General features: G+C 71.8%; 11 protein-coding genes and 1 pseudogene. 6 read left to right on the top strand and 6 right to left on the bottom strand.

Going from position 1 to position 13352, the window contains the following annotated elements; translation table 11 throughout:
- The first annotated feature begins 170 nt into the window (after positions 1-170).
- On the top strand, positions 171-1073 hold the full coding sequence (locus tag QFZ64_RS17570; RefSeq protein WP_307066805.1) for an LLM class flavin-dependent oxidoreductase: 903 nt from the start codon (positions 171-173) through the stop codon (positions 1071-1073).
- Between the two features lie 60 nt (positions 1074-1133).
- Here the strand turns inward: QFZ64_RS17570 and QFZ64_RS17565 are convergent.
- Positions 1134-1710 (bottom strand): annotated as a pseudogene (locus QFZ64_RS17565) (RNA 2'-phosphotransferase).
- Positions 1711-1954: 244 nt separating this feature from the next.
- Positions 1955-3718 (bottom strand): SDR family oxidoreductase, encoded by a 1764-nt coding sequence (locus QFZ64_RS17560; RefSeq protein ID WP_307071747.1) that lies wholly within the window; start codon positions 3716-3718, stop codon positions 1955-1957.
- 390 nt (positions 3719-4108) lie between these two features.
- On the opposite strand from QFZ64_RS17560, the gene QFZ64_RS17555 reads away from it, so the two are divergent.
- The 5 genes from QFZ64_RS17555 to QFZ64_RS17535 all read left to right on the top strand — a co-directional run bounded on the left by QFZ64_RS17555 (position 4109) and on the right by QFZ64_RS17535 (position 7974).
- Complete coding sequence (locus tag QFZ64_RS17555; RefSeq protein WP_307071746.1) at positions 4109-5101, top strand: ABC transporter ATP-binding protein; 993 nt, start codon at positions 4109-4111, stop codon at positions 5099-5101.
- Entirely contained in the window at positions 5091-5996 is a 906-nt protein-coding gene (locus QFZ64_RS17550) for an ABC transporter permease (protein WP_307066803.1), read from the top strand. The genes QFZ64_RS17555 and QFZ64_RS17550 overlap by 11 nt, the downstream gene beginning before the upstream one ends.
- A complete protein-coding gene (locus QFZ64_RS17545) occupies positions 5993-6904 on the top strand; it encodes an ABC transporter ATP-binding protein (RefSeq protein WP_307066801.1) in 912 nt (303 codons plus the stop codon). Before QFZ64_RS17550 ends, QFZ64_RS17545 begins: the two co-directional genes overlap by 4 nt.
- Positions 6905-6916: 12 nt before the next feature.
- Entirely contained in the window at positions 6917-7636 is a 720-nt protein-coding gene (locus tag QFZ64_RS17540; protein ID WP_307066800.1) for an ABC transporter permease, read from the top strand.
- A 95-nt stretch (positions 7637-7731) separates the two neighbouring features.
- Positions 7732-7974: a hypothetical protein gene (locus QFZ64_RS17535; RefSeq protein ID WP_307066798.1), complete on the top strand. Its 243-nt coding sequence runs from the start codon at positions 7732-7734 to the stop codon at positions 7972-7974.
- A gap of 425 nt (positions 7975-8399) precedes the next feature.
- Here the strand turns inward: QFZ64_RS17535 and QFZ64_RS17530 are convergent, their stop codons facing one another.
- The 4 genes from QFZ64_RS17530 to efeB form a co-directional block, all read right to left on the bottom strand.
- Positions 8400-9230 carry an HAD family hydrolase gene (locus QFZ64_RS17530; protein ID WP_307066796.1) on the bottom strand — a complete coding sequence of 277 codons (831 nt, stop codon included), beginning with the start codon at positions 9228-9230 and terminating at the stop codon, positions 8400-8402.
- Entirely contained in the window at positions 9227-10504 is a 1278-nt protein-coding gene (gene serS / locus QFZ64_RS17525; RefSeq protein WP_307066794.1) for a serine--tRNA ligase, read from the bottom strand. The genes QFZ64_RS17530 and serS overlap by 4 nt, the downstream gene beginning before the upstream one ends.
- 591 nt (positions 10505-11095) lie before the next feature.
- Positions 11096-12028: a prephenate dehydratase gene (gene pheA / locus QFZ64_RS17520; RefSeq protein WP_307066793.1), complete on the bottom strand. Its 933-nt coding sequence runs from the start codon at positions 12026-12028 to the stop codon at positions 11096-11098.
- 53 nt (positions 12029-12081) lie between these two features.
- Complete coding sequence (efeB, locus tag QFZ64_RS17515; RefSeq protein ID WP_307066791.1) at positions 12082-13350, bottom strand: iron uptake transporter deferrochelatase/peroxidase subunit; 1269 nt, start codon at positions 13348-13350, stop codon at positions 12082-12084.
- Positions 13351-13352 lie beyond the last annotated feature (2 nt).

Below are 13352 nucleotides of genomic sequence, written 5' to 3'. Positions count from 1 at the left end.
ATTCTCGCGCACGGGTGCGCACCACCGTGCGGCGGGCCGCACGGATGAGTATGCGCACCAGGCCGCCTGAACGGGTACGCCGCCCTGCCGTGCGCGGGCCCCCACGGCACGGCCGCCCGTGCCCGCGCCTGCGCCTGGGGCGGCATGGGCGCGGACGTAGGCTCGTCGTCATGAGCGTACGTCTGAGCACGGTGATCCTCCCCGTCGACCGTTGGCAGGAAGGGGGCGGTACCAAGTGGCGGCGGGCTGAGGAGCTCGGTCTCCATGCCGCCTACACCTACGACCACCTGTCCTGGCGCACCTTCCGGGACGGCCCCTGGTTCGGTGCCCTGCCCACGCTCACCGCCGCCGCGACGGCCACCTCGCGCCTCCGGCTGGGCACTCTGGTGACCTCGCCCAACTTCCGGCACCCGGTCACGCTCGCCAAGGAACTCATCTCGCTGGACGACATCTCGGGCGGCCGCGTCACGCTCGGGATCGGGGCCGGCGGCAACGGCTTCGACGCGACCGCGCTGGGGCAGGAGGCGTGGACGCCCAGGGAGCGGGCGGACCGGTTCGGGGAGTTCGTCCCGCTGCTCGACCGGCTGCTCACCGAGGGTGCCGTCACCCACCGCGGCACCCACTACTCCGCGGTCGAGGCCCGCAACCTCCCCGGCTGCGTCCAGCGGCCCCGGCTGCCGTTCGCGGTGGCGGCGACGGGGCCGCGCGGCCTGGCGCTGGCCGCGCGGTACGGGCAGGGGTGGGTGACCACAGGTGACCCGAAGCTGTTCGAGGAGGGCACGCCGGAGCAGTCGTTGGAGGCGATCCGGGGCCAGATCGGCAGGCTCGGCAGGGCCTGCGCGGAGGTCGGCCGGGACGTGGCGGGGCTCGACAAGGTGCTGCTCACCGGGTTCACGCCGGACCGCGGCCGGCCGCTGGAGAGCGTGGACGCCTTCGTGGACTTCGCCGCCCGCCACCTGGAGGCGGGCATCACCGAGATCGTGCTCCACTGGCCCATCGCCGACTCCGACTTCGCCGCGGACCAGGCCGTCTTCGAGAAGATCGTCACCGAGGCGCCCGCCCAGCTCCGTTGAACCGGACAGCCCGATCCCGCTGAACCGGGACGGCCCGGCGACGAGTTCCGGTCCGGCGGATCACCCACCCCGGGCCCCCGGCAGGCGCAGATAGCGCGGCGGGCACGGACGGGGTCAGCCAGACCCCGTTGGCGCTGACGCGGAAGACGTGGCCGTCGCGGTGCATGGCACCGGAGTCCACGGTGAGGACGACGGGCCGGCCGCGGCGCGCCCCGACCCGGGTGGCGGTGTCGCGGTCGGGCGAGAGGTGCACGTCGTGCCGGTTCATGGGCCGCAGCCCCTCGGCGCGGATGGCGTCCAGGTGGCGGGCGACGGTGCCGTGGTACAGATATGCCGGCGGCTCGGCGGGCGGCAGCCCGAGGTCGACCGGGACGCTGTGGCCCTGGCTGGCCCGTATCCGGGTGCCCTCTACGGCGAAGCGTTGCTTGTCGTTGGTCGTCACGACGTGGTCCAGCTCCTCGCGGGTGATCCGGAACCCGTGTGAGACGCATGCCGAGAGCAGCGCCGCGATCTCCACCCAGCCGCCCTCGTCGAGCGTCAGCCCGATCCGTTCCGGCTGGTGCCGCAGATGCCTGGACAGATACTTCGACACCTTGACCGTGCGCGCGGCGGTGTCCGCGGCCTCCTGTGTGTTCATCCCCCCAGCGTGCCGCGTGAGACGTGGATCACGCACTTTGTTTTGCGGCGGAGGTTTGATCCACAACGAAGGACGGTTATCCACAGCGAATCGCGCGATCCTGTGGACAACTCCTCGCTTCATGCGGGCAGTTCGCCCGCCGATCCCGCACATCCCGCCGATCCCGGTGAGCTCACCGCGCCTACCGCGCCCACCGCGCCCACCGAGCTCACCTAGGGGACCGTGGTCGACATCGGCAGGGATGTCACAGCCGCGGCTCCACCCGGGCCAGCGCCCGCACCACCCCGGGAGCGATCCGGGACAGGAGCCGTCCGACGCGCGCCTCCGGGGTGACCGGGACGACGGCCCGGTCCTCCGCCACCGCGCGCAGCACCGCGGCGGCGACCTTCTCCGGCGGATATCCCCGCAGCCCGTACAGCCGCCCGGCCCGCTCCCGGCGCCGGCGCTCCTCGCGGGCGTCGACCCCGGCGAAGCGCGCGGTGGCGGTGATGTCCGTGTGCACGAACCCGGGGCACACGGCGGACACGCCGATCCCCCGGCCGGACAGCTCGGCCCGCAGGCACTCGCTGAGCATCAGCACCGCGGCCTTGGACGTGCCGTAGGCGGACAGCGCCCGCGAGGGCAGGTAGGCGGCGGCCGACGCCACGTTGACGACGTGGCCGCCCTCGGCGCGCTCGGCCATCTGCCGTCCGAAGAGCCGGCAGCCGTGCAGGACGCCCCACAGATTGACGTCCAGCACGTTCCTCCAGTCCTCCGCCGTGGTGTCGAGGAAGGAGCCGGCGAAGCCGATGCCGGCGTTGTTGACCAGTACGTCGACCACGCCGTCGCTGGCGGCGACGCGTTCGGCGAGCCGCTCCATCGCCCGCTCGTCACCGACGTCCACCACCTCGGCCCGCGCCTCGGGCGCCCCGGCGCGGCGGGCCAGCTCGGCGGTGCGGGCCGCGCCCTCCCCGTTCCGGTCGACGGCGATCACGCGGGCGCCGGCCTCGGCGAACGCCAGCGCGGTGGCGCGGCCGATCCCCGCGGCGGCCCCGGTGATCAGCACCAGCCGCCCGGCGAAGCGGGGGGCGTACGGGCCGCGGCCCACCGGGGCCGGTCGGCCGCCCGCCCCGGTCGCGGTGGCGAACTCGGCGATCCAGGCGGCCACCTGGCCGGGGCGGGTGCGGGGCACCCAGTGCGTGGCCCGGACGGTGCGGCGGACCAGCCGCGGCGCCCACTGCTCCAGGTCGTCGTAGAGCCGCTCGGAGAGGAAGGCGTCCTCCAGGGGCGTCACGAGCTGCACGGGTGCGTGCGCGTATGCGTCGGGGCGCGGATGGCGCAGCCGGGGGCGGACGTTGTCCCGGTAGAGCCAGGCACCATGGGCGGCGTCCCGGGGGAGCGAGGCGGTCGGGTAGTCGCCGGTGGGGATCTTCTCGGTGCGTCGCAGGATGCCGGGCCAGTGGCGGCCGAGGGGCCCGCGCCAGGCGAGTTCGGGCAGCACGGGGGTGTGCAGCAGACAGACGTACCAGGACTTGAGGCCCTGGCCGAGGAGCTGGCCGGTCCGGCGCGGGGTGGGACGCCGCAGGCGCCGCTCGATCCAGTGCCCGAAGTGGTCGAGGGAGGGGCCGGAGATCGAGGTGAAGGAGGCGATCCGGCCCGCGGCGCGCCGGACGGTCACGAACTCCCAGCCCTGCACGGAACCCCAGTCGTGCCCCACCAGGTGGACCGGCCGGCCGGGGCTGACCGCGTCGGCGACCGCGAGGAAGTCGTCCGTCAGCTTCTCCAGGGTGAAGCCGCCGCGCAGCGGGCGCGGGGCGGTGGAGCCGCCGTGGCCGCGGACGTCGTACAGCACCACGTGGAAGCGGTGGTGGTCGGCGAGGCGGGTGGCCACCTCGGACCACACCTCCTTGCTGTCCGGGTAGCCGTGCACCAGGACCACCGTCGGCCGGTCCGGATCCCCCAGCTCGGCGACGCACAGGTCCACCTCGCCACCGCGCACCCGGCGCTCCCGCGCACCCGCCACCGCCATGTGTGCCTCCTCGTCCGAGCCGTACCGCATCGCACCGAGCGGAGCCGTACCGCATCACACCGAGCCGAACCGAGCCGTACCGGATTGCATCCCGAACCGAGCCGTACCGGATTGCATCCCGAACCGAACCGAACCGAACCGAGCCGTACCGTGCCGAACCGCGCGCACCGGCGGTGATCAATGCAACCCCCGCCCGGCGGCCACGTCAACGACCCCTGGTTACCTGTGGAAACACGAGGTCGAACGGGATCGGGTCAGACCCGGGAGGGTGGAGTCCGGGACCCTGGGTGGGGTCACCCTAGGGTCCCGTAATACTCAAGGCGGACGCACAGACAGCTCTGAAGGTTGACGACCGCCGTGGCTCACGTCACTACGGTCGGAGACGTGACTGTGATCGCGACCGAAAGCCTGAGCAAGCGGTACCCCCGGGTGACCGCACTCGACCGGCTCTCCGTGGACATCGGACCCGGTGTGACGGGACTGGTCGGCGCCAACGGTGCCGGCAAGTCCACTCTGATCAAGATCCTGCTGGGTCTCTCCCCCGCGACGGAGGGTCGCGCCGAGGTACTGGGGCTCGATGTCGCCACCCGGGGCGCCGCCATCCGTGAGCAGGTCGGGTACATGCCCGAGCACGACTGCCTGCCGCCCGACGTCTCGGCCACCGAGCTCGTCGTGCACATGGCGCGCATGTCGGGGCTGCCGCCGACCGCCGCGAGGGAACGCACCGCGGACACCCTGCGCCACGTCGGCCTGTACGAGGAGCGCTACCGCCCCATAGGCGGCTACTCGACCGGCATGAAGCAGCGGGTGAAGCTCGCGCAGGCCCTCGTCCACGACCCCAAGCTGGTCTTCCTGGACGAGCCGACCAACGGCCTCGACCCGGTCGGCCGGGACGAGATGCTCGGCCTGATCCGCCGCGTGTACACGGACTTCGGCATCTCCGTCCTGGTCACCTCGCACCTGCTCGGCGAACTCGAACGCACCTGCGACCACGTGGTCGTCGTCGACGGCGGCACCCTGCTGCGCTCCAGCTCCACCACCGACTTCACGCGCACCACCACCACCCTGGCCGTCGAGGTGACCGACAGCGACACCCACCCGGACGGCACCCGCGCCCTGCGGGAGACGCTCGACGCGCGCGGGGTGAAGGTGCACGACGGCGGCGCACTGCCCGGAGCCGGACGCGTGCTGCTGCTGACCGCGGCCGGCGAGGAGACCTACGACCTGGTGCGCGACGCCGTCGCCGACCTCGGCCTCGGCCTGGTCCGCATGGAACAGCGGCGGCACCAGATCGCTGAGGTCTTCAAGGACGACGAACACCCGGCCGGCACCGAACAGCCGTCCGACGAACAGGGGAAGGAGGCGGTCGGTCATGGCGGTTGAGCACCCCCTCGCCCCGCCCGGCGACGAGAGCCGGATCCACAACATCGGCTACCGCGGCTACGACGGGCCGCGCCTGGGCCGCGCCTACATCCGGCGCGCCCTGTACTCCCAGTCCCTGCGCGGCGCCTACGGCCTCGGCCGGTCGGCGAAGTCCAAGGTGCTGCCGATGCTGCTCTTCGTCGTGATGTGCGTCCCCGCACTGATCATGGTGGCGGTCGCGGTCGCCACCAAGATGAAGGACCTGCCCGTCGACTACACCCGCTACGCGATCATCATGCAGGCCGTCATCAGCCTGTTCGTCGCCGCGCAGGCCCCCCAGTCCGTCTCGCGCGACCTGCGCTTCAAGACGGTGCCGCTGTACTTCTCGCGGCCCCTGGAGACGTCCGACTACGTGCGCGCCAAGTACGCCGCGATGGCCTCGGCGCTGTTCATGCTGACGGCGGTGCCCCTGCTCGTGCTCTACGTGGGCGCGCTGCTGGCCAAGCTGGACTTCACCGACCAGACCAAGGGTTTCGCCCAGGGACTGGTCTCCGTGGCACTGCTCTCCCTGCTCTTCGCCGGCATCGGCCTGGTGATCGCCGCCGTGACCCCGCGCCGCGGCTTCGGCATCGCCGCCGTCATCGCCGTCCTCGTCATCAGCTACGGCGCCGTCTCGACGCTGCAGGCCATCGCCGAGACGCAGGACAGCGGCTCGGCCGGCCTCTGGTTCGGACTGTTCTCGCCCATCACACTCATCGACGGGGTGCAGACCGCCTTCCTCGGGGCGAGCAGTTCCTTCCCCGGGGAGCAGGGACCCTCGGCCGCACAGGGGATCGCCTTCCTCCTCGTCACCCTGGGTCTCATCGCCGGGAGCTACGGCCTGCTGATCCGCCGTTACCGAAAGGCCGCACTGTGACCACGCTGAACATCGACCACGTCTCGCGCTGGTTCGGCAACGTGGTGGCCGTCAACGACGTCACCATGACGATCGGCCCCGGCGTCACCGGCCTGCTCGGTCCCAACGGAGCCGGGAAGTCCACCCTCATCGGGATGATGGGCGGCTTCCTCGCCCCCTCCACCGGCTCGGTCACCCTCGACGGCGAACCGGTGTGGCGCAACGAGCGGATCTACCGGCACATCGGCATCGTCCCCGAGCGGGAGGGGATGTACGACTTCCTCACCGGCCGCGAGTTCGTCGTCGCCAACGCCGAACTGCACGGACTGGGCGGCAAGGAGGCCCAGCGGGCGCTGGCCACCGTCGAGATGGAGTACGCCCAGGACCGGAAGATCTCCACGTACTCCAAGGGCATGCGCCAGCGCGTGAAGATGGCCTCCGCGCTGGTCCACGAACCCTCGCTGCTGCTGCTCGACGAGCCGTTCAACGGCATGGACCCGCGCCAGCGCATGCAGCTCATGGAACTGCTGCGCCGCATGGGCGACGAGGGCCGCACGGTGCTGTTCTCCTCCCACATCCTGGAGGAGGTCGAGCAGCTCGCCTGGCACATCGAGGTCATCGTCGCCGGACGGCACGCCGCCAGCGGCGACTTCCGCAGGATCCGCCGGCTGATGACCGACCGGCCGCACCGCTACCTGGTGCGCTCCAGCGACGACCGGGCACTCGCCGCCGCGCTGATCGCCGACCCGTCGACGTCCGGCATCGAGGTCGACCACGCCGAGGGCGCGCTGCGCGTCCAGGCCGTCGACTTCGGCCGCTTCACCACCCTGCTGCCGAGGGTCGCCAAGGACCACGGCATCCGGCTGCTCACGGTCTCGCCGTCCGACGAATCCCTCGAATCCGTGTTCTCTTATCTGGTCGCGGCGTAGGAGGCCGAAAAGATGTACGACCCCACAGTCGCCCGACTCACCTACCGAGCCCTGCTCGGCCGCCGTCGGGCCCTCATCCTGGGCGCCCTGCCCGCGCTCCTGATCGTCATCTCGGTCCTGGTGCGCGCACTGGCCGGTGCCGACGACCAGACCGCCTCCGACCTGCTCGGCGGGTTCGCGCTCGCCACCATGGTGCCGATCATCGGCGTCATCGCGGGCACCGGCGCGATCGGCCCCGAGATCGACGACGGCTCGGTGGTGTACCTGCTGGCCAAGCCCGTCAAGCGGCCGACGATCATCCTCACCAAGCTGTTCGTGTCGATCGCCGTCACCATGGCGTTCTCCGCGCTGCCGACGCTGATCGCGGGCCTCATCCTCAACGGCAACGGCCAGCAGGTCGCCGTCGCCTACACCGTGGCCGCGCTCGTCGCCTCCATCGCGTACGCCGCGATGTTCCTGCTGCTCGGCACGGTCAGCCGGCACGCGGTGATCTTCGGACTGGTCTACGCGCTCGTCTGGGAGGCCCTGTTCGGGTCCCTGGTGTCCGGCGCGCGCACCCTGAGCGTGCAGCAGTGGGCACTGGCCGTGGCGAAGAAGGTCACCGGCAGCGACCTGGTCACCTCGGACGTGAGCCTCGCCACCGGGACGGTGCTGCTGATCGTGGTGACCGTCGCGACCACCTGGTACGCGGGGCAGAAGCTGCGCTCCCTGACGCTGGCCGGAGAGGAGTGACGGCTCCCGCCGGGAGCGGCGTGCTTCTTGACGGGGGCTTCACCCCGCCGCGGGCACCATGGCGGCGGGAGAGTCACGCGGGAGAAGGGACGGCGATGACAGCGCACGCACCGCGGGGCCAAGGGGCGGGAGAGCCCGAGGACCCCTGGAACGACCTGGTCCTCGACGAGGAGTTCATACAGTCCGCCGACGCCAAGGAGCCGTCCGCACGCGCACGGATGCTGGCCGCCAAGTGGCGCGCACAGGCGCCCGACGCCCAGCCCCAGCCCTGGCGCTCGGACGAGCCACCGGCCGGATGGTTCTTCAGCCGGCGCCGGCGCAGGTGGCCGCGGCGCTGACGGCGTCGATCGGACGGGCCTGCCGGGATCTCGTGGGCGGGCTTGTCGGGATTTATTCGGTGGCGCACGGCACCGGAGCCCGGCAGGGTGAGGTACGACGCCGGTGAGACCGGCGCCCCGGTCCGGGAGCGGAGCGCGGTGACGACCTGTCAGGGGACGCCGCGTTTCCGTCAGGGCGGTGTGCGGGAGGCTCCGGAGCTACTCCGTCGAGTCCCCGCGCAGGACCGCCCGGGGCGGCCGCTTCGAGCGCGCGGGCATCCCCGCGCGGGCCGCCCACCCGGAGGACCTGTCCCGCCCGCCCGCGCCGCTCAGGCGGCCGGGCGGGCGGACCCGGTTCAGGACCCTTCACCACCGTCACCGTCACCGTCGCAGCCGGAGCGACAGCCCCTGCCCCCGCCCGCGGGGGCAGGGTGCGCGGCCGTTCGTCACGGCTGGGCCAGCAGGCGTTCCAGGACGACCGCGATGCCGTCCTCGTCGTTGGACGCGGTCACCTCGTCGGCGACGGCCCTCAGTTCGGCATGGCCGTTGGCCATGGCCACGCCACGGGCCGACCAGGCGAACATGGGGAGGTCGTTCGGCATGTCGCCGAAGGCGATCGTCTCCGCCGGCTTCACGCCGAGCCTGCGGGCCGCGAGCGAGAGCCCCGTGGCCTTGGAGAGACCGAGCGGCAGCAGTTCGACGATGCCCGCGCCCGCCATGGTGACGGTGACGAAGCCGCTGGCGGCGCGCGTGGCGGCTTCGGCGAGCTCGTCGTCGGACAGCGTCGGATGCTGGATGTAGATCTTGTTCAGCGGGGCCGCCCACAGATCACCGGCGTCGGTGAACGGCACTGCGGGCAGCCGGCCCTTCAGCGCGTAGCCGGGTCCGGTCAGGACCTCGCCGTCGAGACCGTCCCGGCTCGCCGCGAGGTACAGCGGGCCGACCTCGGCCTCGATCTTGGCGAGCGCCACCCCGGCCAGTTGGCGGTCGAGGGTCACCGAGGTCAGCAGCCGGTGCGCCCCGGCGTCGTACACCTGGGCGCCCTGGCCGCAGACGGCGAGGCCGTCGTAGCCGAGCTCGTCGAGTATGTGCCGGGTCCACGGGACGGCCCGGCCGGTGACGACCAGATGCGCGGCGCCCGCCGACGTCGCGGCGGCGAGCGCGTCCCGGGTGCGCTCCGAGACGGTGTCGTCGGAGCGCAGCAGCGTGCCGTCGAGGTCGGTCGCGATCAGCCGGTACGGGAACCGCGGCCCGGGAGTGGAGCCGGGCGCCGTCACTCGGCCACCGGCTCCAGCACCTCACGCCCGCCCAGGTAGGGCCGCAGCACCTCGGGCACGCGCACCGAGCCGTCGGCGAGCTGGTGGTTCTCCAGCAGGGCCACGATGGTGCGCGGCACGGCGCACAGCGTGCCGTTCAGCGTCGCCAGCGGCTGCACCTTCTTGCCGTCCCGCATGCGCACCGACAGACGACGCGCCTGGAAGCCGTCGCAGTTGGAGGCGGAGGTCAGCTCGCGGTACTTGCCCTGGGTCGGGATCCACGCCTCGCAGTCGAACTTGCGGGAGGCGGAGGAGCCCAGGTCGCCGGTGGCCACGTCGATCACCTGGAAGGGCAGTTCCAGGGAGGTCAGCCACTGCTTCTCCCAGTCCAGCAGCCGCCGGTGCTCGTTCTCGGCCTCGGCGGGGTCGACGAAGGTGAACATCTCCACCTTGTCGAACTGGTGGACGCGGAAGATGCCGCGGGTGTCCTTGCCGTAGGTGCCGGCCTCGCGGCGGAAGCACGGGGAGAAGCCGGCGTAGCGCAGCGGCAGCTTCTCGGCGTCGATGATCTCGTCCATGTGGTACGCCGCGAGGGGTACCTCGGAGGTGCCGACCAGGTAGAAGTCGTCCTTCTCCAGGTGGTACACGTTCTCGGCGGCCTGGCCGAGGAAGCCGGTGCCCTCCATGGCCTGCGGGCGGACCAGCGCGGGCGTCAGCATGGGGGTGAAGCCGGCCTCGGTGGCCTGCGCGATCGCGGCGTTGACCAGGGCGAGCTCCAGCAGGGCGCCGATGCCGGTCAGGTAGTAGAAGCGCGAGCCGGAGACCTTGGCGGCGCGCTCCACGTCGATCGCGCCGAGCGCCTGGCCGAGCTCCAGGTGGTCCTTGGGCTCGAAGCCCTCGGCGCCGAAGTCGCGGACGGTGCCGTGCGTCTCCAGGACGACGAAGTCCTCCTCGCCGCCCACCGGGACGTCGGGGTGGACCAGGTTGCCGAGCTGGAGCAGCAGGCGGCGGGTCTCCTCGTCGGCCTCGTGCTGGGCGGCGTCGGCCGCCCTGACGTCGGCCTTCAGCTGCTCGGCCTGCTTGAGCAGCTCGGCCTTCTCGTCGGCGGAGGCCTTGGGGATCAGCTTGCCGAGCGACTTCTGCTCGGACCGGAGCTCGTCGAATCGGACGCCGGACGACCTGCGCCGTTCGTCGGCGGAGAGAAGGGCGTCGACAAGGCCGACGTCCTCACCACGGGCGCGCTGCGAGGCGCGGACACGGTCGGGGTCCTCACGGAGCTGGCGAAGGTCAATCACCCTGCAAGGCTACCGGTGCCGGGTTCCGCCTCACGACTCCGATTCCCTGGAAAGAAGCAGTCGGCGGGCGGAGCGTTGACTCGACTCCCTTGTGGAGACGGGGATTTGGGATGTGGTTGTCCACAGGTATCCACATGCCGGACGGAGTTATCCACAGGCTGTGTGGAAGGTCTGTGGATATAGAACGTGATCATTCCGCGGGAGGGTGGCGGGAGGAAGTATCCCGGGATGAAACCCGCATCAGTCACCCTTTCGAGTGGAAAAGGGTCACACTTGGTCGTCCTGGGTCGCTCTGAAGTATTGATCGTGAGAAACGAGTGGACGAACGGGACGCGACGGCCGAATGGACGGGTCGAAGATGTCTACAGTGATTTGTCGACTCGCGATCGGGCCGCTGTCGACTTGTCCCCAGGCTGAAGCGGTGACCTGTGGATAACTTTTGTGGATGCGAAAAATCCGCAGGTAGCACCGGAGCGCGAGCGGCACAGCGGCTCCATCGCTGCCGCCGCGCTGTGGGTTCCGCCGGTCCTGTCGTCGCGCCGCTGTCGTCGGTCCCGCGCCGCTGTCGTCGGTCCCGTCGGTTCCCGCGGGTCAGAACCGGCCGTCCTGGCAGCGCGCCACCCAGTCCGCGGCCGACACGAACTCCTCGTCCGACGTCCCCGGCGGCAACGGGCGGACGTCCTCCGCCCGCACCTCGGCCCTCGGGTACGACCCCAGGTACCGGACCTTCAGACACGACCGCCGCAGCCCCATCAGCGTCTCGGCCACCCGCCGGTCGGAGATGTGCCCCTCCGCGTCGATGGCGAAGCAGTAGTTGCCGATGCCCTCCCCGGTGGGACGGGACTGCAGCAGCATCAGGTTCACGCCCCGGACGGCGAACTCCCCCAGCAGGTCCCGCAGCGTGCCGGGATGATCGTCGCGCTGCCAGACCACCACCGACGTCTTGTCCGCGCCGGTCGGCGCCGCCGGCCGGGCCGGGCGGCCCACCAGGACGAACCGGGTCTGCGCGTTCTCCGCGTCGTGGATGTTGGTCTCCAGCGCCTCCAGTCCGTAGCGGGCCGCGGCGAACTCGCCCGCGAACGCCGCGTCGTACCGCCCCTCCTGGACCAGGCGCGCGCCGTCCGCGTTCGACGCCGAGGACTCCCAGACGACGTCCGGGAGGTGCTTCTTCAGCCAGTTGCGCACCTGCGGCTGCGCGGCAGGGTGTGCGGTGATCGTCTTGATGTCGGACAGCGCCGTCCCGGGCCGGACCAGCAGGGCGAAGGTGATCGACAGCAGCACCTCGCGGTAGATCATCAACGGCTCGCCCGCGACCAGCTCGTCGAGGGTGGTGGTGATCCCGCCCTCCACGGAGTTCTCGATCGGCACGAAGGCCGCTTCCACCTCGCCGCTGCGGACGGCGTCGAGCGCGGCCGGGACCGAGACCATCGGGACCAGTGACCGGGTCGCCGACTCCGGCAGCGTACGGAGGGCGACCTCGGTGAAGGTGCCCTCGGGACCGAGATAGGCATAGCTGGCTGACATGGGCTCACCCTAGTCCGCCCGTGACCGCTCATGTGCCGCCCTGGGACAGGGGACTACGCCTCCAGCAATCGCTGGCCGACGTACTCCCCCTTCGACGCTCCCCCCGGAACGGCGAACAGGCCACTGGCCTCGTGGCGGATGTACCGCGACAGCGCGTCTCCCCGGTCGAGCTTGCGCTGCACGGGGACGAAACCGCGCAGCGGATCGGCCTGCCAGGCGATGAACAGCAGTCCGGCGTCGGGCACCCCGTCGTCGTCGAAGCCGTCGTGGAAGGAGAACGGGCGGCGCAGCATGGCCGCACCGCCGTTCTGGTCGGGCCTCGTGATCCGGGCGTGCGCGTTGAGGGGGACGACGAGGGTGCCGTCGGAGCCCGTCCTCTCCAGGTCCATCGCGGTGGTCTCGCCGCCACCGGTCAGCGGCGCCCCGTCGGCCTTGCGGCGGCCGATGACCTGCTCCTGGGTGTGGGTGGAGAGCTTCTCCCAGTCGTCGAGCAGCATGCGGATCCGGCGTACGACCGCGTACGAGCCGTTCGCCATCCAGGCGGGCTCACCCGAGGCGGGCACGAAGATCCGCTCGTCGAAGTCCCCGTCCGACGGCTTCGGATTACGCGTGCCGTCGATCTGCCCCATGAGATTGCGTGCCGTACGGGGACTGGAGGTGGCGCCGGGCGTGCGGTTGAAGCCGTTCATCTGCCAGCGCAGGCGGGCGGCGGACCCCGCCTCCTTCTGCAGCGCACGGAGGGCGTGGAAGGCGACGAGGGCGTCATTGGCGCCGATCTGCACCCACAGATCGCCGTCGCTGCGCCGCTTGTCGAGGTGGTCGGAGGAGAAGTCGGGCAGCGGGTCCAGTGCGGCCGGGCGCTGCTTCTCCAGCCCCGTACGGGCGAAGAAGCTGTGCCCGAAGCCGAAGGTGACGGTCAGGAAGGAGGGGCCTGCGTCCCGGGCGACGTCGGTGTCGTCGTGCGCGGACGGCTCGCCGGCCATGAGCCGCTGGGCCGTGTCCGACCAGCGGCGCAGCAGCGCGGCGGCCTCCTTGCGCCCGGTGCCCGCCGCGAGGTCGAAGGCGGCGAGATGGCCGCGGGCCTGGAGCGGGGTGGTGATCCCCGGCTGGTGTTTCACGTGAAACATCGCGCGGTCGGCGCCGAGCGAGGTCAGCGGGGTGGCGTCGGCGGGGGCCGCGGCGTATCCGGCGGCCGCCCCCGCCCCGCCGAGCACCAGCCCGGTCGCCCCGGCGGTGGTGAGCAGCCGTCGACGGGAGAGGGCGGGCCCGGGAGGGGGAGAGGTGGCAGGGGTCGTGTCGGGGGTGGTCTGCTGGTCGGTCATGG

Origin of the sequence: Streptomyces sp. B3I8, assembly GCF_030816915.1 — a bacterium.
Classification (GTDB): Bacteria; Actinomycetota; Actinomycetes; order Streptomycetales; family Streptomycetaceae; genus Streptomyces.
Note: the sequence above shows the minus strand (reverse complement) of the source record. Positions and strands in the feature narration are given on the sequence as shown.

Bases quoted from the DNA above. Each gene is read 5' to 3' on its own strand.
- efeB (WP_307066791.1), bottom strand. From the start codon at position 13,350: ATGACCGACCAGCAGACCACCCCCGACACGACCCCTGCCACCTCTCCC.
- pheA (WP_307066793.1), bottom strand. From the start codon at position 12,028: ATGTCAGCCAGCTATGCCTATCTCGGTCCCGAGGGCACCTTCACCGAG.
- QFZ64_RS17560 (WP_307071747.1), bottom strand. From the start codon at position 3,718: ATGGCGGTGGCGGGTGCGCGGGAGCGCCGGGTGCGCGGTGGCGAGGTG.
- QFZ64_RS17570 (WP_307066805.1), top strand. From the start codon at position 171: ATGAGCGTACGTCTGAGCACGGTGATCCTCCCCGTCGACCGTTGGCAG.
- QFZ64_RS17535 (WP_307066798.1), top strand. From the start codon at position 7,732: ATGACAGCGCACGCACCGCGGGGCCAAGGGGCGGGAGAGCCCGAGGAC.
- QFZ64_RS17550 (WP_307066803.1), top strand. From the start codon at position 5,091: ATGGCGGTTGAGCACCCCCTCGCCCCGCCCGGCGACGAGAGCCGGATC.
- QFZ64_RS17540 (WP_307066800.1), top strand. From the start codon at position 6,917: ATGTACGACCCCACAGTCGCCCGACTCACCTACCGAGCCCTGCTCGGC.